Here is a 23,808-nt window from a genome sequence, read left to right on the forward strand (position 1 = left end):
GGGTGTCTGGGATCATATGAACGAACAATATTCCGCGTTGCGTAGTAATGTCAGTATGCTCGGCAAAGTGCTGGGAGAAACCATCAAGGATGCGCTGGGAGAGAACATTCTTGATCGCGTAGAAACAATCCGTAAGCTGTCTAAATCATCTCGCGCTGGCAATGAAGCGAATCGCCAGGAGTTGCTCACCACGCTACAGAATCTGTCCAACGACGAGCTGCTGCCTGTTGCCCGCGCGTTTAGTCAGTTCCTGAACCTGGCCAATACCGCCGAGCAGTACCACAGCATTTCGCCGCAGGGCGAAGCTGCCAGCAACCCGGAAGTGATTGCCCGCACCCTGCGTAAACTGAAAGATCAACCCAATCTCGACGAAGCCACCATCAAAAACGCGGTGGAGTCGTTATCTCTGGAACTGGTACTGACCGCACACCCTACCGAGATCACTCGCCGCACGCTGATTCACAAAATGGGCGAAGTCAACGCCTGTCTGAAGCAGCTCGATAACAAAGAGATCGCGGATTACGAACGTAATCAGCTCATGCGCCGTCTGCGCCAGCTGATCGCCCAGTCCTGGCATACGGATGAAATCCGTAAAAACCGCCCAAGTCCGGTCGACGAAGCCAAATGGGGCTTTGCGGTGGTTGAAAACAGCCTGTGGGAAGGGGTGCCAAATTATCTACGTGAGTTGAACGAACAACTGGAAGAGCATCTGGGCTACAAACTGCCGGTGGATTTTGTTCCGGTGCGTTTCACCTCCTGGATGGGCGGCGACCGTGACGGCAACCCGAACGTAACGGCTGATGTCACCCGCCACGTTCTCCTGTTGAGCCGCTGGAAAGCCACCGATCTGTTCCTGAAAGATATTCAGGTTCTGATTTCTGAGCTGTCGATGGTTGACGCCACGCCGGAACTGCTGGCGCTGGTCGGCGAAGAAGGCGCATCAGAACCTTACCGCTACCTGATGAAAAGCCTGCGTTCCCGCCTGATGGCAACGCAAGCCTGGCTGGAAGCGCGTCTGAAAGGCGAGAAACTGCCGAAACCCGCTGGCCTGCTGACGCAAAACGAGCAGTTGTGGGAGCCGCTGTACGCCTGTTATCAGTCTCTGCAAGCGTGCGGCATGGGCATCATCGCCAATGGCGAACTGCTTGATACCCTGCGCCGGGTGAAATGCTTTGGCGTGCCGCTGGTGCGCATCGATATTCGCCAGGAGAGCACCCGCCATACCGAAGCGCTAGGCGAGCTGACGCGTTATCTGGGCATCGGCGATTATGAAAGCTGGTCCGAAGCCGATAAACAGGCTTTCCTGATCCGCGAACTCAACTCCAAGCGTCCGCTGCTGCCTCGTCAGTGGGAACCGAGCGACGACACCCGCGAAGTGCTTGAGACCTGTCAAGTGATTGCCGAAGCGCCGCTGGGTTCCATCGCCGCTTACGTTATCTCTATGGCGAAAACGCCGTCCGACGTGCTGGCCGTGCATCTGTTGTTGAAAGAAGCCGGAATTAGCTTTGCCATGCCGGTTGCGCCGCTGTTCGAAACGCTGGACGACCTGAACAACGCCGACGCGGTAATGACCCAGTTGCTGAATATCGACTGGTATCGCGGCTTTATTCAGGGCAAACAGATGGTCATGATTGGCTACTCTGACTCGGCGAAAGACGCAGGCGTAATGGCCGCCTCCTGGGCGCAGTATCAGGCTCAGGACGCGCTGATCAAAACCTGTGAAAAAGCCGGAATTGAACTGACGCTGTTCCACGGTCGCGGCGGTTCCATTGGCCGTGGCGGCGCGCCTGCTCATGCGGCACTGCTTTCCCAACCGCCGGGCAGTCTGAAAGGCGGCCTGCGCGTGACCGAACAGGGTGAGATGATCCGCTTTAAGTACGGCCTGCCTGAAGTCACCATCAGCAGCCTGTCTCTGTACACCGGCGCGATTCTGGAAGCCAACCTGCTGCCGCCGCCGGAGCCGAAAAATTCGTGGCGTCATATCATGGACGAGCTGTCCGTGATCTCCTGCGACCTGTATCGCGGCTATGTCCGTGAGAATAAAGACTTCGTCCCGTACTTCCGTTCCGCAACGCCAGAACAGGAACTGGGCAAATTGCCGCTCGGTTCGCGCCCGGCAAAACGTCGCCCGACAGGTGGGGTTGAATCCCTGCGCGCCATTCCCTGGATCTTCGCCTGGACGCAAAACCGCCTGATGCTCCCGGCCTGGCTGGGTGCGGGCACCGCGCTGCAAAAAGTTGTTGAAGATGGCAAGCAAAGCGAACTGGAGGCTATGTGCCGCGACTGGCCGTTCTTCTCCACGCGCCTCGGCATGCTGGAGATGGTGTTCTCTAAAGCCGACCTGTGGCTGGCGGAATACTACGATCAACGCCTGGTCAAAAAAGCGCTGTGGCCACTGGGTGAAGAGTTACGCAACCTGCTGGCAGAGGACATCAAAGTGGTGCTGGCGATTGCCAACGATTCCCATCTGATGGCCGACCTGCCGTGGATTGCCGAGTCTATCCAGTTAAGGAATGTGTATACCGACCCGCTGAACGTATTGCAGGCGGAGCTTTTACACCGTTCCCGTCTTGCAGAAGAGCAAGGTAAAGATCCAGACCCGCGCGTCGAACAGGCGCTGATGGTCACGATTGCGGGCGTGGCTGCGGGGATGCGTAATACCGGCTAACCCACACGCATCGTCATATCCCCTCTCGCCCGCCCGGGCGAGAGGGCTTTGAAATATTTCTGTAATAATCGCCTGTTTTTCAATATATTCCTGCCTGCGTTTTGTTCACTCTGCTGAATACGCCATCAACAAGAATAGGTCACTGGCATCGCCATACTTAAGGTTCTCTTAATGATTTGTCGCTACGTTGGCGACTCGAATAAAAACAGGCTTCATATATGTTCTTCACACACACATCTGCTAAACCTTCGTTTAGCTGGAAAGCCCTTGGCTGGGCGCTACTCTATTTTTGGTTCTTCTCTACATTACTTCAGGCCGTTATTTGCATCAGCGGCTATAGCGGCACCAACGGGCTGCGTGATTCACTGCTTTTCAGTTCGCTCTGGCTGATCCCGGTATTTTTATTTCCCCGTCATACCCGCGCGATTGCCGCCGCTATTGGCGTTGTACTCTGGGCCTCTTCGCTGGCGGCGCTCAGTTATTATGTCATTTACGGGCAGGAATTCTCGCAAAGCGTTCTGTATGTCATGTTTGAAACAAACGCGAACGAAGCCAGCGAGTACTTGAGCCAGTATTTCAGTCTGAAGATTATCCTTATCGCCCTGGCCTATACCGCCGTGGCAATCCTGCTGTGGACGCGTTTAAAGCCAATATATATTCCCGCGCCGTGGCGCTGGTTAGTCTCCTTTGCATTGTTATACGGCCTTATTCTGCATCCGATCGCCGTCGGGACGTTTATCAAGCATAAGCCGTTTGAGCAGACATTAGGCGGCCTCGCCTCGCGTATGGAACCCGCTGCGCCGTGGCAGTTTATCAATGGCTATTATCAATATAATCAGCAACTCACGTCGCTGAATAGCCTGCTTAACGAGAACAACGCGCTGCCTCCGTTAACGAATTTTAAAGATAACTCCGGTGATGCGCCGCGTACGTTAGTGCTGGTTATCGGCGAGTCAACCCAGCGTGGTCGCATGAGTCTGTACGGTTATCCGCGTGAAACCACGCCAGAGCTGGACGCGTTGCATAAAAGCGATCCGGGTCTGACCGTATTCAATAACGTCGTCACCTCCCGGCCATACACGATTGAAATTCTGCAACAGGCGCTGACCTTCGCCAATGAAAAGAACCCGGATCTGTATCTGACGAAACCGTCGCTGATGAACATGATGAAACAGGCAGGTTATAAGACGTTCTGGATCACCAATCAGCAGACGATGACCGCGCGTAATACGATGCTGACCGTATTCTCGAAACAGACCGACAAGCAGTTTTATATGAATCAACAACGTACTCAAAGCGCGCGGGAATATGACACCAACGTTCTGGCGCCCTTTAAAGACGTAATGGCCGACCCGGCACCGAAGAAATTTATTATCGTTCACCTGCTGGGAACACATATCAAATACAAATTCCGCTACCCGGAGAATCAGGGAAAATTTGACGGTCAAACCGATCATATCCCTGCGGGCGTGAGCGAAGACGAACAGGATATTTATAACGATTACGATAACGCGAATCTGTATAACGACCATGTCGTCGCCAGCCTGATTAAGGACTATAAAGCGACTGACCCGAACGGTTTTCTGCTCTACTTCTCCGATCACGGTGAAGAAGTGTATGACACGCCGCCGCACAAAACGCAGGGACGTAACGAAGACAACCCTACGCGTCATATGTATACGGTGCCGTTCCTGTTATGGACGTCAGAAAAGTGGCAGGCCGCACACCCGCGCGATCTCTCGGCGTATGTTGACCGCAAGTACAGCAGCTCTGAACTTATCCATACCTGGTCCGACTTAGCGGGGCTGACCTACGACGGGTTCGACCCGACGCGCTCCATCACCAGCCCGCAGTTTAAGGCGATCACGCGCTGGATTAGCAACCCGTATAAGAAAAACGCGTTGATTGATTACGATACCCTGCCTTACGGGGATCATGTCGGGAATCAGTAACGGCATCGCCGGATGGCGCTGACGCTTATCCGGCCTGCAAAATGCATAACCCGCGTACCGCCATCCGGCAATTATCGCTTGAGGCGGTTTACGTTCAACGTTACTGTTTCCTCTGTCTGCGCTCTGCAAGGTATCAACATGTATCACGACGTCAGCCACCTTCTCTCCCGTCTGATTAACGGCCCTATGGCGCTGCGGCAGGTTTTTTTCGCCAATACCAGCGGTACGGCGCCCGAACTGGCGTATCAGGTTGATTTTCCACGCCTGGAGATGGTGCTGGAGGGAGAGTTCACCGATACAGGCATCCCGGCCGCGCCCGTGACACTCATCGCTGGCGACGTTCTGTATGTTCCGGCAGGCAGCTGGAACTTCCCGCAGTGGCAAACGCCCGTCACCACGCTCAGCATCCTGTTCGGCAAGCAGCAATTAGGTTTCAGCGTTGTTCACTGGGACGGCAAACAATATCAGAATCTTGCAAAGCAGCATGTCGCACGTCGAGGTCCACGTATTGGCTCCTTCCTGCTGCAAACGCTCAATGAAATGCAGATGCAGCCGCAGGAACAGCAGACGGCCCGATTAATTGTCGCCAGCCTGTTGAGCCACTGCCGCGACCTGCTGGGTAGCCAAATCCAGACGGCGTCACGGAGTCAGGCGCTTTTTGAAGCGATTCGCAGCTATATCGATGAGCGTTACGCTTCCCCGCTCACCCGCGAATCGGTGGCGCAGGCGTTTTATATTTCGCCAAACTACCTTTCTCATCTGTTTCAAAAAACAGGCGCTATCGGCTTTAACGAATATCTGAATCACACTCGGCTGGAACACGCGAAAACGCTGCTGAAGGGTTACGATCTGAAAGTCAAAGAAGTGGCTCACACCTGTGGATTTGTCGACAGCAACTATTTCTGCCGCCTGTTTCGTAAAAATACGGAGCGTTCGCCGTCAGAATATCGTCGGCAGTACCACAGCCAGTTGACGGAAAAGAAGGCTACTCCAGAATAAGATGCGTATGCTGCGGCGCAGTGAGCAGTTTACGCACGGCGCTCATCACCCGCTGAGGTTCGCGAAGAAAGGCGTTAATTCCTGACTGAACATACCGACTCTGAACAAAACGCTCCGCGCCCGCCAGTTCAATATCCGTAATCAGCAACACAACATCTGCCCGGTTGATATCCTCCTCCGTTAAGCGATTTTCCGTGCCCAGCGCCCCCTGGGTTTCAATTTTAATGTTCCATTTTTCCTGCTGGCAGAGCTTCTCCAGGCGTTCGGCAGCCATATAGGTATGCGCCACGCCGCTGACGCAGGCGGTAACGGCAACCAGATAGCGTACAGTTGAGACTGTCATATTAACCTCCCACAGTGACCAGAAACCCGGCTCGCTCTGCCAACGCCTGCATTTCCGCCACCTCTTGCGGCGAGGGTACAGGCACATCTTTCATTGCCCACGCCTGCCCAAGCAGACGGTATTTCGCTTCACCATACTGATGAAACGGTAGCAGGTGCACCTGATTAATCCCTGACGATAGCAACACTGCCAACGCACGCTGCATATTCTCAACGTTGAGCGTGTAGCCCGGAATCAACGGCAAACGGGGGATGACCGTAATCCCCTCGTTTACCAGTAAACGCAGGTTATCCAGCACGCGTGGTAAATTCATTTTGACCACCTCATGCGCCCGGCGCGGCTCCATAATCTTTAAATCAAACAGCACTTCATCACACGCTTTAGCCAGCGGTAGCAACCGACTGGCAGGCGCATCGCCTGCGGTTTCAATCGCGCAGGAAATGCCGAAACGTCGCAGACGTTGCAAAAACCGTGTGGCAAACGCCGCCTGCATTAATACTTCACCGCCAGAAAGCGTGACGCCGCCGCCGGAGGTGCGAAAAAAGAGTTCGTCTTTCATCACCTCGCGTTCCAGTTCATCCAGCGTAATATCGCGCCCGATACGTTCAAACGCCCCGGAAGGGCATTCATCCGCATCACGCAAGCAGGGCAAGCAATGCAGACATTTACTCTCCCGCCGCACCGTTTCGATGCGTGGCGAAATAGACTCTGGATTGGCGCACCACGGACAGGTATGCGGGCAGCCTTTAAAAAAGACCACCGTACGAATTCCCTGCCCGTCATTCAACGAATAACGCTGAATGTTGAAAATACGTGCGACATCATCAGCGCTCGTTTCCAGATTCTTACAGCTGATGCGCGGTGCGGCGAATGATGTCATCCTGGATCTCCTTCGACAGCTCGACAAAGAAGGCACTGTAACCCGCCACGCGCACCACCAGCCCGGCGAAATCCTGCGGGCGCAATTGCGCTTCACGCAACGTATCCGCATTCAACACGTTAAACTGAATATGCTGTAGCTTAAGCTGGGTAAAGGCGCGCAGAAAATCCGCCAGTTTGCGCAAGCCGGCCTCACCTTCCAGCGTCGCGGGCGTAAACTTCACGTTGAGCAGCGTACCGTTAGAAAGCAGCGTGTTATCCAGTTTACTTACTGATTTCAGCACCGCCGTCGGCCCCTGCATATCCTGGCCGAGCATTGGCGACAACCCGCCGTCTGCCAGCTGTTCCCCGGCAAAACGGCCATCCGGCGTCGCCCCCACCACCGAACCCAGCGGCACATGCGCGGAGACGGTGTATGAACCCGGTGTAAATTGCCCACCGCGCGGGTTCTGGTATTTCTCCACCTCTTTACAGTAATGGCGCAGCAGTTCAGCGCTGATGTTATCCACATCATCAATATCATTACCGTATTTCTCGAAGCGGTTAATCAGCCGGGCACGAATTCGCTCACCTTCCGGCGTCGCAAAGTTCGCCTTTAACACCGCCAGCAGCTCATCGAAACGTAAACGTTGCTGATCAAATACCAGCCCTTTTAACGCGTGCAGGGAGTCGCTCAGATTAGCAATGCCAATCCCCTGTACGCCAGAGAAGTTATAACGCGCGCCGCCATCGGTAATATCACGGCCTTTATCCAGGCAGTCGCTGATAAACGAGGAAAGCAGCGGTACCGGCGCCCAGTCACGGTGGCCGATATCGCAAATATTACTGCCTTCCACCATCAGCGTAATGTAATGGCTGATTTTGGCGCGAATATGCGCCAACAGATCTTCGTACGTCAGCGTGCGGTTTCCTTCATTCTCATACAGGCTGATTTCCATCACTTTCAGCAGGTTGAACATGGCGATGTCATGCAGGCCGTAGGTTCTGCCCGGAATCGACAGCTCCACACACCCCACTACCGCGTAATCACGGGCGTCCTCCAGCGAAACACCCCGGTTCAGGAACGCGGGCACAACCACTTCATCATTAAAGATCTGCGGAATACCGGTGCCGAGGCGAATCGTCTCCGCCGTTTTCATCAGGAAGGGCGTGTCAATCAGCGCATTGGTACGCACGCCAAGGTTCGGCTGCGGCAGTTGCACATTCTGGTACGCATCAAGACAGAGAAAAGAGAGCACGTTCACCGCACTGCGTCCGTTCTCCGTCAATCCCCCAAGCAATGCGGTGTAACCGGTCGGGAATCCGGCGAAATAGCGTGCGCTGCTGGTCGAGCGTAACAGCACGATGTCGTTACATTTTACCCACAGCGATTCGAGGAGTTCTTTTAAAAATGCCGGGTCTTCGCCCTGGGTCAGCGATGCCTGATAAAACGGCAGCATATACTGGTCAAAACGCCCCAGCGAGAGCGAGCTGGCGTTAGACTCATATTGCAGAATGATGTTCATGTACCAGAACAGCTGGCACGCCTGCCAGAAGGTTTGCGGCTTGTGCTGCATATTATGTCGGGAGTTCGCGGCAATGGTGAGCAACTCCTGACGCCGACGCGCATCCAGGCAGCTTTCCGCCATTTTCTCCGCCAGCATCGCGTAACGCAGAATGTGGCCTTGCGAAGCCTCCAGCAGCAGCAACGCCGCCTGGTAAAAGTGATTGTCCGGCTGCTGCTGGCAGTGTTGCCGCACTTGCGCCACCAGTTCACCCAGACCGTGATTCAACAGCCGCGGGTAATCAATAATAATGTGCCCCTGCCCTTTATCCGTCTGGTTAACGCTAAAAATCTGCGTGCTGACGGCGGCTTTCACGTCATCGGTCATCTGGCCGTTGATGAAATCCTTCATCGACCGTTTTTCCCAGTACGGGAACAGCACCTCGCGGTAGAGGCGCTTATCGTCCTCGCTGATGTCAAAACGGTCCTGCGGACGCGTCGGGAACTGATCTAACTCGTTAAGTAACCAGTACGGGTCCATTTCCGGCGACATAATCCCCGCCCGCGGTTTCACCGTGCGGTTCCCGGCAATCAACTCCTCATCACGAATCGAAATTTCAACATGCTCAAGGATATACGCCGTCGCTTTAGCACGACGCAATATGACCGGCTCTCCCTCTGTCTGCTGATAGCTGGTGGTATACAGCTGCGCGCGCTCAAGCGAAATTTCACGGTTATTCTGGAAAAGTGCGGCTTTAAGGCGCTGGGTACGATTCGTCATGAGGAACTCCTGTAGGCAAGCTTGTTGCCGGATGGCGGCGTGAGCGCCTTATCCGGCCTACGGGGATTAACATCGTAGGCCCGATAAGCTTGCGCCATCGGGCATTCTAACGTTAAGCGATTTGCGAAAGATGCGCGTCAATTTTGTTCATAATGGCATCGGCGCGTTTTACCGCATCGCTGATGTTGACGCGAACAATGGTTTTACCCGCAAAGCGTTCCTCGAACTTGATGCCGATATCTTTGGTCAGAATCACCATATCCGCATCCGCCACATCCGCCGCAGTCAGTTCGTTTTCCAGACCAATCGAGCCCTGGGTCTCAACTTTGACTTCCCAACCTTTTGCTTTGGCCGCGCTTTCCAGCGCTTCGGCCGCCATATAGGTGTGTGCGACACCAGAAGGACATGCTGTTACTGCGATAATCTTCGTCATGGCTCATTCCTCACTTAATTCATCTCAAACTCTAAATCCAGGTCGTCTTCTTTCTCATCAACCTGAGACACTTTCTTACGCGCCAGACTTTTCAGCACGTTAACGCAGATTGCCGTCACTACCGCCCCGACAGCGACTGCCGCGATATAACCCAGTTTCCCTTCCACAACCGGCAGAACAATCAGCCCGCCCCAGCCGGCATAACACTGCGCGCCAAACAGCGCAGCCGTTACCGCGCCACAGGCAGAGCCAACCATAATGGACGGGATCACTCGCAACGGATCGGCGGCGGCGAAGGGTATCGCGCCTTCTGTGACCCCAACGCAGCCCATTACCAGCGCGGCTTTACCGGCTTCACGTTCTTCAGAAGAGAAGTTTTTACGACCAACCAGCGTTGCCAGGCCCAGACCCAGCGGCGGAACGCAGATACCCACCGCAGCAATCGCCACCACGCTGTATACGCCCTGCGCCACGCAAATCAGCATGAAGGCGTAGGCCACTTTGTTAATCGGGCCGCCCATATCGAAGGCCAGCATCAGCCCCATGATGACCGCCAGCAGCACGATGCTGCCCTGCTGCATTCCTTGCAGCCATTGGGTCAGGCTGGTGGTTAACGCGCCAACCGGTTCGCCCAGCCCCCACATCATGATGCCTGCGGTAATGAAGGTGCCGACGATAGGGATAACGAAGATAGGCATCACCGAGCGCAATACCTTATGCACCGGGATTTTCTTCAGATAATGCACGACGATACCGCCGATAATCCCGGCGATGAGCGCGCCAAAGAACCCGGCGCCAAAGCTGTTGCCCACCCAGGCGCCGATCGCGCAAGGCGCCAGCGCGGAACGTTCAGCAATGGAGTAACCGATATAGGCGGCGAGAAAAGGCACCATCAGCGTCAGCCCTGCGACGCCAATATCAAAAAGCTTCTTGAGATTAGGATCGGTCGCGGCATCGGGAACAGCGCCTTTGCCATACAGCATGACGGAAACCGCCAGCAAGATCCCACCCGCTACGACGAAGGGGATCATATGCGAAACACCGGTCATCAGATGTTGACGGGTGTTTTTCAGGATCTGCACCAACTCTTTCATAAGTCGCTCCCGGGCCGCTTCAGGCCCCTATCCATAACGTTGTTGTGGCAAACAATAGGCAATCCAACGCGGCGCAGACAGTGGATAAAAAGGCCATTTACTGGATTTTTGTAATATCAGTACAAAAATGCGATCCGCCTCATAACTTATCAAACCTCAGAAATAAGATGCCGTATTCCGACTTGTGAAGTGTCTCGCAATTTGACGTGTATGTTACATTTGTCCAGCGTTTGGCAGTTTTGTCACATGGCACTATGCGGCAACGCCCTTTTATCCTGTAGCCAGAGAATCGTTATGGGAGAAAGGCAATGGCCCTGATTGTGGAATTTACCTGTGAGCTGCCCAATGGCGTACACGCCCGCCCGGCAAGCCACGTTGAGACGCTGTGCAACACCTTTACCTCACACATTGAGTGGCATAACCTGCGCACCGACCGTAAAGGCAACGCCAAAAGCGCGCTGGCGCTGATTGGCACCGACACGCTGGCAGGCGACGCCTGTCAGTTATTGATTTCAGGTACGGACGAACAGGATGCCCACCAGCGCCTGAGCCAATGGCTGCGCGATGAATTCCCCCTTTGCGATGCGCCTCTGGCGGAGATCAAAAACAGTGAGCTGGAGCCGCTTCCGGCATCGCTGACAAACCTGAACCCGCTGTTTTTTCGCGCCCGCGCCGTCTGCACCGGCAGCGCGGGCGGCGTTCTGACGCAGCTCTCCTCGCTGGATCTCAATACGCTCGGCGAACTTCCTGCTGCCAGTGATATAGAGACCGAGCAATCTGCGCTGGATAACGGCTTAACGCTGCTGATAAAGAATATTGCGTTCCGCCAGCTCGGCAGCGACGGCGCCACCAGCGCGATTCTGGAAGCCCACCGTTCGCTGGCAGGCGACACCTCCCTGCGCCAACATTTGCTGGCAGGCGTTGCGCGCGGTTTAAGCTGTGCGCAGGCGATAGTCGAAAGCGCCGGACACTTTTGTGATGAGTTTGCCCGTTCCAGCAGCCGCTATTTACAGGAACGCGCGCTGGACGTACGCGACGTCTGCTTCCAGCTCCTGCAACAAATTTATGGCGAACAACGCTTCCCGGCGCCAGGCAAACTGACCCAACCCACCGTCTGTATGGCCGATGAACTCACCCCAAGCCAGTTCCTCGAACTGGACAAAACGTTCCTCAAAGGCTTGTTGTTAAAAAGCGGCGGTACGACTTCGCACACGGTTATTCTTGCCCGCTCATTCAACATTCCCACGCTGGTTGGCGTGGATATTGAGGCGCTAACGCCGTGGCTGCACCAGACGGTCTATATCGACGGCAACGCCGGTGCGATTGTCGTTGCGCCAGATGAACCCGTCACCCGTTACTACCAACAGGAAGCCCGTGTGCAGGACGCTTTACGCGAGCAACAGCGTATCTGGCTGACCCAACAAGCGCGCACTGCCGACGGTATCCGTATGGAAGTGGCCGCCAACATTGCGCACTCCGTCGAAGCGCAAGCGGCATTCGGCAACGGCGCGGAAGCGGTTGGTCTGTTCCGTACAGAAATGCTGTATATGGACAGAACCAGCGCACCTTGCGAGAACGAGCTGTACAACATTTTTTGCCAGGCGCTGGAGTCCGCACAGGGCCGTAGCATTATTGTGCGCACGATGGATATCGGCGGTGACAAGCCCGTTGATTATCTGAACATTCCTGCGGAAGCCAACCCGTTCCTCGGCTATCGCGCCGTACGTATTTATGAAGAGTACGCCACGCTGTTTACCACGCAGCTGCGATCGATCCTCCGCGCTTCCGCACACGGCAGCCTGAAAATCATGATCCCGATGATCTCCTCAATGGAAGAGATCCTGTGGGTCAAAGAGAAGCTGGCGGAGGCTAAACAGCAGTTACGCAACGAGCACGTCCCGTTTGATGAGAAGATCCCCCTCGGCATCATGCTGGAAGTGCCATCGGTGATGTTCATCATCGACCAGTGCTGTGAAGAGATTGATTTCTTCAGTATTGGCAGCAATGACCTGACGCAATATCTGCTGGCGGTCGATCGCGACAACGCCAAAGTCACCCGTCACTACAACAGCCTGAATCCGGCCTTCCTGCGCGCGCTGGATTTCGCCGTACAGGCGGTACATCGTCAGGGGAAATGGATTGGCCTGTGCGGCGAACTCGGCGCGAAAGGGTCAGTGTTGCCGCTGCTGGTCGGTCTGGGGCTGGACGAGATCAGCATGAGCGCCCCGTCAATTCCTGCCGCTAAAGCGCGGATGGCGCAGCTCGACAGTCGTGCCTGCCGCCAGTTGCTGAATCAGGCGATGGCCTGTCGCACCTCGCTGGAAGTGGAACATCTGCTGGCGCAATTCCGCATGTCCCAACAGGACGCACCGCTGGTCACCGCCCAGTGCATCACGCTTGATAGCGACTGGCGCAGCAAAGAAGAGGTGATCAAGGGGATGACCGACAACCTGCTGCTGGCAAGCCGCTGTCGCTACCCGCGCAAGCTGGAGGCCGACCTGTGGGCGCGTGAAGCCGTGTTCTCCACCGGGTTAGGGTTTAGCTTCGCCATTCCACACAGCAAATCTGAACACATTGAGCAGTCCACCATCAGCGTAGCGCGTCTGAAAGCGCCGGTACGCTGGGGCGATGACGATGCGCAGTTCATCATCATGCTGACACTCAACAAACACGCCGCAGGCGACCAGCATATGCGCATTTTCTCACGCCTGGCCCGCCGCATTATGCACGAAGAATTCCGCAACGCGCTGGTCAACGCCGCATCTGCCGAGGCAATTGCCAGCCTGTTGCAACATGAACTTGAACTCTAAGAGGGAGCAAAATGGAACTCTATCTGGATACCGCGAACGTCGCGGAAGTCGAACGTCTGGCGCGCATCTTCCCTGTTGCTGGCGTCACCACCAACCCAAGCATTGTGGCGGCGAGTAAAGAATCCATCTGGGATGTACTGCCTCGCCTGCAAAAAGCCATCGGCGAAGAGGGAACGCTATTTGCCCAGACGATGAGCCGCGATGCGCAAGGAATGGTGGAAGAAGCCAAACGCCTGAGCAATGCCATTCCCGGTATTGTGGTGAAGATTCCGGTCACTGCCGAAGGTCTGGCGGCGATCAAACAGCTCAAAAAAGAAGGTATTACGACGCTGGGAACGGCTGTCTACAGCGCAGCGCAGGGCTTGCTGGCGGCGCTGGCAGGCGCAAAATACGTCGCCCCGTATGTCAATCGGGTTGATGCCCAGGGCGGCGACGGCATCCGTATGGTGCAGGAACTGCAAACCTTGCTGGAGATGCATGCGCCGGGCAGCATAGTACTGGCCGCCAGCTTTAAAACGCCGCGTCAGGCGCTGGATTGCTTACTCGCAGGATGCGAAGCAATCACCCTTCCTTTAGATGTAGCTCAACAAATGCTCAATACCCCTGCGGTAGAGTCAGCTATAGGGAAGTTTGAGCAAGACTGGAATAACGCATTTGGCCACATCAACCTGTGAGGGAAATAAAGTATGGACCACATTATTCAATCTCCTGGTAAATACATCCAGGGTGCAGATGTCATCACACGTCTTGGAGAATATCTCAAACCCCTGGCCGAACGCTGGCTGGTGGTCGGAGACAAGTTTGTCTTAAATTTTGCCCAGTCCGCGCTGGAGAAAAGCTTCCAGGATGCCGGACTGGCTCTGGAAATCGCGCCATTTGGCGGCGAATGTTCGCAAAATGAAATCGATCGTCTGCGTATCGTCGCAGATAAAGCGCAGTGCGGCGCCGTTCTCGGCATCGGCGGCGGCAAAACGCTGGATACCGCGAAAGCGCTGGCCCACTTTATGGATGTCCCGGTCGCTATCGCGCCGACCATCGCCTCTACCGATGCCCCCTGTAGCGCGCTTTCCGTGATCTACACCGATGCAGGCGAGTTTGAACGCTATCTGATGCTGCCGCGTAACCCGAATATGGTGATTGTTGATACCAAAATCGTCGCGGGCGCGCCCGCGCGTCTGCTGGCTGCCGGTATCGGCGATGCGCTGGCGACCTGGTTTGAAGCGCGCGCCTGTTCACGCAGCGGCGCGACCACGATGGCGGGCGGCAAGTGTACACAGGCGGCGCTCGCGCTGGCGGAGTTGTGCTATAACACGCTGATCGAAGAGGGTGAAAAGGCCATGCTGGCGGCTGAGCAGCATGTCGTCACGCCGGCGCTGGAACGCGTGATTGAAGCCAACACTTACCTGAGCGGCGTCGGTTTTGAAAGCGGCGGTCTGGCGGCGGCGCATGCCATACATAACGGCCTGACGGCGATTCCAGACGCGCATCACTACTATCACGGTGAGAAAGTGGCGTTCGGCACGCTGACGCAACTGGTACTGGAAAACGCGCCGGTTGAAGAGATCGAAACCGCTGCGGCGTTGTGCCATTCCGTTGGCCTGCCGATCACGCTGGCGCAACTGGATATTAAGCAGGACATTCCGGCGAAGATGCGCACGGTGGCGGAAGCCTCCTGCGCAGAAGGCGAAACCATTCACAACATGCCTGGCGGCGCCACGCCGGATCAGGTTTACGCCGCCCTGCTGGTTGCCGACCAGTACGGTCAGCGTTTCCTGCAAGAGTGGGAATAACGGTCAGGAGAGACAAAAAGCCCGCAGATCGTGCGGGCTTTTTTTATTTGCCGGATGGCGCTGACGCTTATCCGGCCTACACATTTTACTGAGATGGCTTACAGCAAATCGAAACGATCCAGGTTCATCACTTTCACCCATGCTGCGACGAAATCCTTCACAAATTTCTCACGCGCATCGCTGCTGGCGTAAACTTCTGCCAGGGCACGCAGTACCGAGTTAGAACCGAATACCAGGTCTGCGCGGGTAGCCGTGAATTTCACCTCACCACTCAGGCGATCGCGGCCTTCGAACAGCTCTTTCGATTCGTCCGCCGCTTTCCACTCGTTACGCATATCCAGCAGATTCACAAAGAAATCATTGCTGAGTACGCCCGGACGGTCGGTAAACACGCCATTCTGGCTGCCATCAAAGTTAGCGCCCAGAACGCGCATCCCACCCACCAGCGCCGTCATCTCCGGCGCGGTCAGCGTCAGTTGCTGCGCTTTATCAATCAGCAGTGACTCGGTGGTCGACACATCAAGCCGTGCGCGATAGTTACGGAAGCCGTCTGCGATCGGTTCGAGAAGCTCAAACATCTCGATATCCGTCTGATCCTGACGTGCATCCACACGGCCCGGCGCGAACGGCACACTGATGCTGACGCCCGCCGCACTTGCTGCCTGCTCCACACCGACGACGCCCGCAAGGACGATGATATCGGCCAGAGATGCCTTCCCGGACGATTTCTGAATCTCTTCCAGAACCGGCAGAACGCGCGCCGCAGCGGCGTTCACATCCCAGTCTCGCTGCGGCGCTAAAGCCAGGCGAGCGCCGTTGGCGCCGCCACGTTTATCGCCGCCACGGAAGGTTGACGCAGATGCCCATGCAACCGACACCAGTTCGCTGACGGAAAGCCCGGACGCGGCAATCGCGGCCTTCAGGTTGACGATGTCTTCCTGGCTCGGATTAAATACCGGCTGCGGCAGCGGGTCCTGCCAAATCAGATCTTCTTTCGGTACTTCCGGCCCGATATAGCGCGCTTTTGGCCCCATATCCCTGTGCGTCAGTTTGAACCATGCGCGGGCGAATGCTTCGTTAAACGCCTGCGGATCGTTGAGGAAACGACGGGAAATTTTCTCGAATTCTGGATCGAAACGCAGCGTCAGGTCAGTCACCAGCATGGTGGGTTTACGTTTCTTCGACGGATCGAACGGATCGGGAATGATTTCTGGCGCATCAACCGCTTCGAACTGGATCGCGCCCGCCGGGCTGCGCGTCTGCACCCACTCGTATTTGAACAGGTTTTCGAAGAAGTAATTACTCCACTGGGTCGGCGTCTGCGACCAGACCACTTCCAGGCCCGAGGTAATCGCATCGCCGCCTACGCCGCTGCCGTAGTCACTGCTCCAGCCCAGCCCCTGCAATTCAATCGGCGCGGCTTCTGGATCAACGCCAACATGGGACGCCGCCGCCGCACCGTGGGTTTTACCCAGCGTGTGACCGCCGCCAATCAGCGCCACGGTTTCTTCGTCGTTCATGCCCATATTGCCGAACGTCGCGCGGATAGCCGCAGCGGCGGAAAGCGGTTCACCGCTGTGATCCGGCCCTTCCGGGTTAACGTAGATAAGCCCCATTTCGGTAGCGCCTAACGGCGCTTTCGCCAGCGCTTCGGGATGACGGTGCGTCAGCCAGGCTTTCTCATCCCCCCAGTTCACATCAAGATCCGGTTCCCACACATCTTCACGCCCGGCACCAAAACCGAACGTACGGAAACCGGAGTTCTCCAGCGCTACGTTACCCGCCAGAATAAACAGGTCGGCCCAGGAGATTTTCTGGCCATATTTCTGCTTGACAGGCCACAGCAGACGACGCGCCTTATCCAGGCTGACGTTGTCCGGCCAGGAGTTCAGCGGTGCAAAACGCTGCTGCCCGCGTCCGGCGCCGCCGCGCCCGTCGACGGAACGATAAGTGCCCGCACCATGCCATGCCATACGAATAAACAGACCGGCATAGCTGCCCCAGTCCGCAGGCCACCACGGCTGAGAATCGGACAGGAGAGCTTTAAGATCCCCTTTCAGGGCGGAATAGTCGAGTTTGCTAAATTCTTTGCGGTAGTCGAAGTCCTCACCCAGCGGGTTCGAACGGTTGGAGTGCTGATTCAAAAGATCTACACGGAGTTGGTTAGGCCACCAGTCGTGGCTGCTGGTGCCAGCACCCGCGCTACGGTCGTGGCTGCCCTGATGGAAAGGGCACTTCCCGGTAGACAATGAATTATGGGTATCGTCAGACATGCTCATCTATATGCTCCCTCTACAGTGTTATCGTTACGATATACATCACCAACGATAAGATATAGTTGAAATAACCCACAGATTCGATAGCTAATATCTTTTAAATTTATGTATCAGGCGTCAGATCAAAATGTGCATAAAAAAGCCCTCCGAAGAGGGCTAATCATGTTACAGGCCGGGCCGCACACCCAACGTGTGGCAAATGGCGTAACTCATTTCAGCGCGGTTCAGGGTGTAGAAGTGGAAATCTTTCACGCCTTCACGGCTTAAGATCTTCACCATGTCCATCGCGATATTCGCCCCAACCAGCTTGCGGGTTTCCGCATCGTCATCCAGGCCGTCAAACATCTGTGACATCCACGCCGGAATGCGCACGTTAGTCATATCAGCGAATTTCTTCGCCTGCTTAAAGTTGGAGACCGGCAGAATGCCCGGAATAATTTCGACATCAATACCCGCAGAGACGCAGCGATCGCGAAAACGCAGGTAGCTTTCCACATCGAAGAAAAACTGGGTAATTGCGCGGTTAGCGCCAGCATCGACTTTGCGTTTCAGGTTGAGCAGATCCGCCTGCGCGCTTTTCGCTTCCGGGTGGACTTCCGGGTAAGCGGCGACGGAGATATCAAAATCGGCAACCTCTTTCAGTAAGCTGACCAGGTCAGCGGCATACATATCCGGCTTGCCGCTCCCCGGCGGCAGGTCGCCGCGCAGGGCAACAATATGGCGGATACCGTTATTCCAGTAATCCTGGGCAATGGTACGCAGTTCATCGCGGGTGGCGTCGATGCAGGTCAGGTGCGGCGCGGCTTCCAGGCCCGTACGCTCTTTAATGCCTTTGATGATGCTGTGCGTACGGTCGCGCTCACCGGAGTTGGCACCGTAGGTCACGGAGACAAACTTCGGTTTCAGGCTGCTCAGTCGATCGATAGAGTTCCACAGGGTTTGCTCCATTTCACTGGTGCGCGGCGGGAAAAACTCGAACGAAACATTAATCTGACCCTGAACTTCCGCCAGGCTCTGATTCAGGGCTTCCCGCTGGTTGGCGTGAAAAAAGCTCATACCTTACCTCATCAATCGCATGTCATTATATGTTGTGTTGTGAACATCTATCCGTTTAGACGTCTGGATGTAAAAATGACCGAAAAGTGGGATGCCGTCAACAGAAAAATCACTGTTAAAGGTGAGGAATACTCAGACAACGTGAAAAAAATTCAAATCAGTCCGAAATAATGAAGGATTGCATCGCAAGTGTATTTAACCACCGCAACCGTACAGCGTTCTCAGGCAGCATCACCAGCCCGGCACGAATACGTAATTCAGTGTCGCTAAGTGCACGGAATATCACGCCCTGGCGCTGAATAGCGGCAAACGAGCCCGGGAGCAAACTCAGGCCATCACCGTGGGCGATTCGCGCGAGCAGCACATCATGTTCCAGCGGTTCTTCAAGGCAGGAGGGGGCGTAACCAGCGCGACGGAAAATGTGCCGGGTGTAGTCAAAAAAGGCCGGATTACGTTCCCGTTTGAACCAGAACAGCGGGCGGTGGTTAAGCGCAGCTAAGGAGAGCGACGTCAGGCTCGCTTCCGGCCAGACGGAGGGTAATGCGGCAATCAACGGTTCTTGCCAGTCGAGCGGCGTGACGGTTAACCCTGTGGCCTCAAGCGGCAGCGCCACCAGCGCCGCATCCAGTTTCCCCCGACGTACCTGACGTACCAGTTCAGGCGAACCATGACGCACAATATGCAGCCTCTCCACACGCGTATTCAGCTGCGCCTCCAGGGGGGCAAAAATCCCCTGCTCAAACGCGGTGCTCAGCCCTAAACGCAGCGATTGCGCGCCGGTTTGCGCCAGTTGATTCAGCGCAGCATACGTTTTGTCCTGCTGCGCCAGCAGCGGGCGGACGATTTCCAGCGCGCGCAGACCCTCATCCGTCAGCGTGAGTCCACGAGTATGACGGACAAAAAGCGTCACCCCCAGACGTTCTTCAAGCTGGCGAATATGGCGGCTCAGCGGCGGTTGCGACATAAACAGTCGCTGTGCCGCGCGGCTCATATTGTTCTCTTCCGCCACCACGGCAAAGTAGCGTAGCAGGCGGATATCCAGAGAGTGCAGAGGGGATGTTGTCATACCGAAAAGGTATCACGGAAACGGTATTATCCAAATCATTCCGCGCCCCCTATCCTCACGCCACAGACTCCAGACAAACGAGGAATACACTATGCATTCAGAACGCTTTATTACCGGTCAGAAAATGCTGCAACAGGTGGATGGCAAGGGTGGCGATGCGGTGATCGAAAGTTTGCAAGACGTTGCGCCAGATTTTGCCCGCTATCTGATCGAATTTCCGTTTGGCGATATCTATTCCCGGCCAGGGCTGGATTTACGCAGTCGGGAAATCGCAACCGTCGCCGCGTTAACCGCGCTGGGCAACGCCACGCCGCAGTTGAAGGTACATATTGCCGCCGCGCGACATGTGGGGTTAACGCAGGAGGAAATTATCGAAGTGATAATGCAGATGGCGGTTTATGCCGGTTTCCCGGCTGCGCTGAACGGTCTGTTCGCCGCAAAAGAGGTGTTTGCAACTCGGTGAAGCACCGGGTGGCGGCGTTGCCTTATCCGGCCTACATATTCCGTAGACCAGATAAACGCAGCGCCATCCGGCAACAAACACTACAGCAGCTGCGCCAGGCGGTTGATATCCGACTGAATCGCCCCGGCGGTGACGTCACGACCGGCTCCCGGCCCGCGGATCACCAGCGGATTGTCGCGATACCAGCGGCTTTCGATGGCAAAGACGTTATCGCACGGCAGCAGCGCCGCCAGCGGATGTTCCGGGCGCACCGCTTCAACGCCAACGCGCGCTTTACCGTTGGCGTCGAAACGCGCCACGTAGCGCAGCACCAGCCCCATTTCACGAGCGGCTTCCAGACGCTGTACCATCTGCTCATTCAGCTCATCGCCATTTTCAAAGAAGTGATCGACAGATCCCTCTTCGCAGTGTGTGGGCACCAGCGATTCAACGCGCACCTGGTCCGGTTCGATGTCGTAACCCGCTTCACGCGCCAGAATCACCAGCTTGCGCATCACATCTTTACCAGAAAGGTCAACACGCGGGTCCGGCTCGGTCAGCCCCTGCTGCCAGGCCTGATCCACCAGATCGGTAAACGGTATGGAACCGTCAAATTGCAGGAACAGCCACGACAGCGTGCCGGAGAAGATCCCGCTGATCGACAGAATGGCATCGCCGCTGTCAATCAGATCGCGCACCGTATAGTTGATCGGCAGGCCCGCGCCGACGGTCGCGTTATACAGCCAGTGACGCCCGGTTTTTTCGAACGCGTCGTGGATCTGGCGATATTTATCGCTGGTGCTCGCCCCCGCCAGTTTATTGGCGCTGATGACGTGGAAACCGTGGCTGGCGAAATCAAGATACTGATCGGCCAGTTGCTCGCTGGCGGTGACATCCAGCACCACCAGATCGTCATACGGGTGAGCGCGCATCCACAGGAACAGCGACTCTTCATCCTGCTCAATCGCTTCGTCATTGAAGAACGCCAGCGCACGGCTGGCATCCAGCCCTTCGTAGTTCAGCAGGCTGCGACGGCTATCCACCACGCCCGCCAGGACAAATTCAAACCCGGTACGCGCGGAGAGCGTGCTCTGCTCGCGGGCAAACAGTTCCAGCCAGCGGGAACCGATGTTGCCTTTGCCGAACAGCACCAGGCCGATGCGTTTTTCCGCGCGGAAAATAGACTGGTGCAGCCCCTGAATCAGGCTTTCGGTCGGGCCGGTGCGCAGTACGGCCACCAGGCTAATCCCCTCTTCCGACTGCCAGGTAAATTCAACCGGCTGGCCTTTCAGCTGTTGCCAGAAGCGGTGGCAGTGCAGCGGGTTACGGGTGACGCCAGCGCCAACCATCGCGACCAGCGCCAGCCCCTGACGCAGGCGCAATTCGCCCGGCAGCCCCGCTTCATCAAGAATTTTTAATGCGCTATCAGCGACTTCAGAGGTGTAGCAGAATTGCAGCAGATGGCGATCGTTATGCACGCCAACCGCCAGCGGACGCACCTGCGCCCGTTTCAGAATCTGGTCGACGTCTCTCCAGGCCAGTTTAAAGTCCTGGCTGGCGGGCACCTGAAACTCAATCAGGCAAACGTCATCATGGCTGGTGACGATACGCGCCCCGGTGCCGGACGCCAGCACGCGTTCAATGCGCGTGGACCCCTGATCCGGCGTGTAGCTACAGCGCAACTGCAAATCGATATCGCTGCCGGAAACCGGCTGTAGGGTACGGGCATGCAGAACCGGCGCGGCCAGACGCGCCAGCTCGCTGGCTTCATCCAGACGCAGCAGCGGCAGCAGGCAGGCATCTTTCACTTTACGCGGGTCGGCGCTGTAAACCCCGGCCACATCGCTCCAGATGGTGACGCGGGAAACCCCCGCCAGCGCGCCAATTTGCGTGGCGGAATAGTCAGAACCGTTACGGCCCAGCAGCACCGTCTCGCCCGCATTGCTGCGACTGATAAAACCGGTAACGACCAGACGTTTGCCTGGATGCTGCACCAGCAACTGTTGCAGTAACGGGTAAGAGAGACCTTCATCTACCTGCGGCTGCGCGGCGCGTTCAGCGCGTAAAAACTCACGCGCGTCCAGCCATGCCGACGCCAGTCCTTGCTCATTCAGCACTGCGGACATCAGACGCGCAGACCAGATTTCACCATGCCCGACGACTTCGGCATAAACGGCATCGGTCACGCCGCTGTCGAGCAGCGCGGCAAGACGCTCCAGATCGCTAATGAAAGCGCTGATCAGGCCATCCGCAACGTCAGCGGGAAGCAGCCCGCTGATCAGATCGCTCTGATAGCGGCGTAACGTCTGTTGCACCTGATGCGCGGAGAGGCGGTCGGTCTGGCTTAACTTCAGCCAGCTAATCAACTGGTTGGTGGTACTACCGGCGGCGGAAACAACCATCATATCGTCAGGCTGCGAGTACTCCGCCATAATGCCTGCGACACGCAGATAACATTTCACGTCTGCCAGACTACTGCCACCAAATTTATGCAGTTGACGACCCTTCGCCCCTGCCTGCGCAATCACACTCATGTTTACCCCTTGTTTGCAGCCCGGAAGCCATTTTCCAGGTCGGCAATTAAATCTTCGCCATCTTCAATACCGGTGGAGATACGCAGCAGCGTCTCTGAAATTCCGGCGGCAGCACGCGCTTCTGGCGACATGCCTGCATGTGTCATCGTTGCGGCGTGGGAGATCAGGCTTTCAACACCCCCTAAGGATTCCGCCAGCGTAAACAATGACAGCCCGCCCAGGAAACGACGCAGCGTCTGCTCATCGCCATCCAGTTCAAAACTCAACATTGCGCCAAAGCCTTTTTGCTGGCGCGCGGCAATCTCGTGCCCTTGATTATCCGGCAGCGACGGATGGTACAGTTTTTTCACCAGCGGCTGGGTTTGCAGATAGTCCACAATGGCCTGGGCATTGCGCTGAGCCACGTCCATTCGCGGCACCAGAGTACGCAGCCCACGTAGCAGCAGATAGCTATCAAACGCGCCGCCGGTGACGCCAATATTATTGGCCCACCATGCCAGTTCGGTGACAATCTCTGGATCTTTCGCAATCACCACGCCAGCCACCACATCCGAATGGCCGTTTAAATATTTCGTGCATGAATGCAACACCAGATCGGCGCCCAACGCCAGCGGATTTTGCAGCGCAGGGCTTAAAAACGTGTTGTCCACAACGCTCACCGCGCCCGCTTCTCGCGACAGCTGGCAGATTTTCGCAATATCCACCACGCGTAACAACGGATTACTGGGGCTTTCCACCAGCACCAGCTTCGGTTTTTCCGCCAGCGCCGCTTTCAGCGCCTGCTCATCGCCTTGATCGACAAACAGCACGCGATAACAGCCCCGCTTCGCCAGGCTGTCAAACAGGCGATAGCTACCGCCGTAGCAGTCGTGCGGCGCCACCAGCAGATCGCCCGGCTTCAGGAACACGGTCGTCACCAGCAGAATGGCCGACATCCCGGTATTGGTCAGCACCGCGCCCGTACCGCCCTCCAGCTCCGCCAGCGCGCGCTGAACCACATCACGCGTCGGATTTCCACGTCGCGAATAGTCATGGGCGCGAGGTTCATTAAAACCGGTGAAGTTATAGGTGCTGGAAAGGTGAATCGGCGGGACAACGCAACCGTACTGCTCGTCGTCATTTAACCCGCTACGCACTGCGATGGTGGCCTGTTTACGCGTCATGTTGAGAAGTTCCTGGGCTGAATCGGTGAAAAGTCAGGC

Annotated in this window: 17 protein-coding genes; 7 read left to right on the forward strand and 10 right to left on the reverse strand. The window is 56.2% G+C overall.

The window, feature by feature from the left end; genetic code table 11:
- Positions 1-16 precede the first annotated feature (16 nt).
- From ppc to OGV50_RS06915, 3 genes are all read left to right on the forward strand, one after another.
- Positions 17-2,668 (forward strand): phosphoenolpyruvate carboxylase, encoded by a 2,652-nt coding sequence (ppc, locus tag OGV50_RS06905; RefSeq protein ID WP_012133836.1) that lies wholly within the window; start codon positions 17-19, stop codon positions 2,666-2,668.
- Positions 2,669-2,886: 218 nt separating this feature from the next.
- Positions 2,887-4,620 carry a phosphoethanolamine transferase CptA gene (locus tag OGV50_RS06910; protein WP_286488407.1) on the forward strand — a complete coding sequence of 578 codons (1,734 nt, stop codon included), beginning with the start codon at positions 2,887-2,889 and terminating at the stop codon, positions 4,618-4,620.
- A gap of 138 nt (positions 4,621-4,758) precedes the next feature.
- The gene (locus OGV50_RS06915; protein WP_049008124.1) at positions 4,759-5,619 is read left to right on the forward strand and encodes an AraC family transcriptional regulator; all 861 of its coding nucleotides are present in this window, start codon (positions 4,759-4,761) and stop codon (positions 5,617-5,619) included.
- Here the strand turns inward: OGV50_RS06915 and OGV50_RS06920 are convergent.
- The 5 genes from OGV50_RS06920 to OGV50_RS06940 all read right to left on the reverse strand — a co-directional run bounded on the left by OGV50_RS06920 (position 5,606) and on the right by OGV50_RS06940 (position 10,632).
- Positions 5,606-5,962 carry a PTS fructose-like transporter subunit IIB gene (locus OGV50_RS06920; RefSeq protein ID WP_112001499.1) on the reverse strand — a complete coding sequence of 119 codons (357 nt, stop codon included), beginning with the start codon at positions 5,960-5,962 and terminating at the stop codon, positions 5,606-5,608. The two genes, OGV50_RS06915 and OGV50_RS06920, sit on opposite strands and share 14 nt — an antisense overlap.
- A 1-nt stretch (position 5,963) precedes the next feature.
- A complete protein-coding gene (locus OGV50_RS06925; protein WP_286488408.1) occupies positions 5,964-6,842 on the reverse strand; it encodes a [formate-C-acetyltransferase]-activating enzyme in 879 nt (292 codons plus the stop codon).
- A complete protein-coding gene (locus tag OGV50_RS06930) occupies positions 6,808-9,105 on the reverse strand; it encodes a formate C-acetyltransferase (protein ID WP_200093290.1) in 2,298 nt (765 codons plus the stop codon). The genes OGV50_RS06925 and OGV50_RS06930 overlap by 35 nt, the downstream gene beginning before the upstream one ends.
- 112 nt (positions 9,106-9,217) lie before the next feature.
- Complete coding sequence (locus OGV50_RS06935; RefSeq protein WP_024130658.1) at positions 9,218-9,538, reverse strand: PTS fructose-like transporter subunit IIB; 321 nt, start codon at positions 9,536-9,538, stop codon at positions 9,218-9,220.
- 14 nt (positions 9,539-9,552) lie between these two features.
- A complete protein-coding gene (locus OGV50_RS06940) occupies positions 9,553-10,632 on the reverse strand; it encodes a PTS fructose transporter subunit EIIC (protein WP_012133843.1) in 1,080 nt (359 codons plus the stop codon).
- A gap of 308 nt (positions 10,633-10,940) precedes the next feature.
- Between OGV50_RS06940 and ptsP the strand changes: the two genes are divergently transcribed.
- From ptsP to gldA, 3 genes are read left to right on the forward strand one after another with little or no spacing between them, the layout of a single operon-like run.
- Positions 10,941-13,442 carry a phosphoenolpyruvate--protein phosphotransferase gene (gene ptsP, locus OGV50_RS06945; protein WP_286488409.1) on the forward strand — a complete coding sequence of 834 codons (2,502 nt, stop codon included), beginning with the start codon at positions 10,941-10,943 and terminating at the stop codon, positions 13,440-13,442.
- 11 nt (positions 13,443-13,453) lie between these two features.
- Entirely contained in the window at positions 13,454-14,116 is a 663-nt protein-coding gene (gene fsa, locus OGV50_RS06950) for a fructose-6-phosphate aldolase (protein ID WP_130028495.1), read from the forward strand.
- Positions 14,117-14,128: 12 nt separating this feature from the next.
- Positions 14,129-15,232: a bifunctional L-1,2-propanediol dehydrogenase/glycerol dehydrogenase gene (gene gldA / locus OGV50_RS06955; protein ID WP_012133847.1), complete on the forward strand. Its 1,104-nt coding sequence runs from the start codon at positions 14,129-14,131 to the stop codon at positions 15,230-15,232.
- A 98-nt stretch (positions 15,233-15,330) separates the two neighbouring features.
- On the opposite strand, the gene katG is transcribed toward gldA, so the two are convergent.
- From katG to OGV50_RS06970, 3 genes are all read right to left on the reverse strand, one after another.
- Positions 15,331-17,511 carry a catalase/peroxidase HPI gene (katG, locus tag OGV50_RS06960; RefSeq protein WP_115182250.1) on the reverse strand — a complete coding sequence of 727 codons (2,181 nt, stop codon included), beginning with the start codon at positions 17,509-17,511 and terminating at the stop codon, positions 15,331-15,333.
- A gap of 162 nt (positions 17,512-17,673) precedes the next feature.
- Entirely contained in the window at positions 17,674-18,564 is an 891-nt protein-coding gene (gene metF / locus OGV50_RS06965; RefSeq protein WP_012133849.1) for a methylenetetrahydrofolate reductase, read from the reverse strand.
- Positions 18,565-18,721: 157 nt separating this feature from the next.
- Positions 18,722-19,630 carry a LysR family transcriptional regulator gene (locus OGV50_RS06970; protein ID WP_134769896.1) on the reverse strand — a complete coding sequence of 303 codons (909 nt, stop codon included), beginning with the start codon at positions 19,628-19,630 and terminating at the stop codon, positions 18,722-18,724.
- Between the two features lie 91 nt (positions 19,631-19,721).
- On the opposite strand from OGV50_RS06970, the gene OGV50_RS06975 reads away from it, so the two are divergent.
- Positions 19,722-20,093, forward strand: coding sequence for a carboxymuconolactone decarboxylase family protein (locus OGV50_RS06975; RefSeq protein WP_115626184.1), 372 nt, complete (start codon positions 19,722-19,724; stop codon positions 20,091-20,093).
- 80 nt (positions 20,094-20,173) lie between these two features.
- On the opposite strand, the gene metL is transcribed toward OGV50_RS06975, so the two are convergent.
- Positions 20,174-22,606, reverse strand: coding sequence for a bifunctional aspartate kinase/homoserine dehydrogenase II (gene metL, locus OGV50_RS06980; protein WP_047459806.1), 2,433 nt, complete (start codon positions 22,604-22,606; stop codon positions 20,174-20,176).
- Between the two features lie 2 nt (positions 22,607-22,608).
- Positions 22,609-23,769: a cystathionine gamma-synthase gene (metB, locus tag OGV50_RS06985; RefSeq protein ID WP_200093302.1), complete on the reverse strand. Its 1,161-nt coding sequence runs from the start codon at positions 23,767-23,769 to the stop codon at positions 22,609-22,611.
- Positions 23,770-23,808 lie beyond the last annotated feature (39 nt).

This window comes from Citrobacter sp. CK180, from assembly GCF_030333655.1.
In the GTDB taxonomy this organism is placed as follows: domain Bacteria; phylum Pseudomonadota; class Gammaproteobacteria; order Enterobacterales; family Enterobacteriaceae; genus Citrobacter_B; species Citrobacter_B koseri.